The following is a 286-nucleotide window of genomic DNA, read 5'->3' as shown; positions in this document are numbered from 1 at the left end:
TGTAGGCGTAGGTGTGGGTGCGCTTGCCCGCCTCGTCGACCAGGCCCAGGACGTTGCCGGTGGCGTCGGTGAGGTAGTAGAAGGACTTGCCGCCGTTGCGCACGGAGTTGAGTGTGCCCGCGGGTTCGCGGATGAATCCGGTGTCGGCTCCGGCGGTGGTGGTGCCGGTCAGGCCGAGCGCGGTGTGGTGGAACGTGGTGTCGGCGAGCGCGGTGCGTTCGGTGTTGTCGGTACCCGCGTGGGTCAGGGCCCGGGTGGTGCCGACAGTGGTGATCGACTTGAGCTG

Annotated in this window: 1 protein-coding gene; it reads right to left on the bottom strand. The window is 68.5% G+C overall.

Annotated elements, in window-relative coordinates; genetic code table 11:
• Positions 1-286 (bottom strand): hypothetical protein (locus tag ADL08_RS14265; RefSeq protein ID WP_159043070.1); only part of this gene is annotated, 286 nt, incomplete at both ends.

It is taken from the genome of Streptomyces sp. NRRL F-6492, from assembly GCF_001280125.1.
GTDB lineage: Bacteria > Actinomycetota > Actinomycetes > Streptomycetales > Streptomycetaceae > Streptomyces.
Note: the sequence above shows the minus strand (reverse complement) of the source record. Positions and strands in the feature narration are given on the sequence as shown.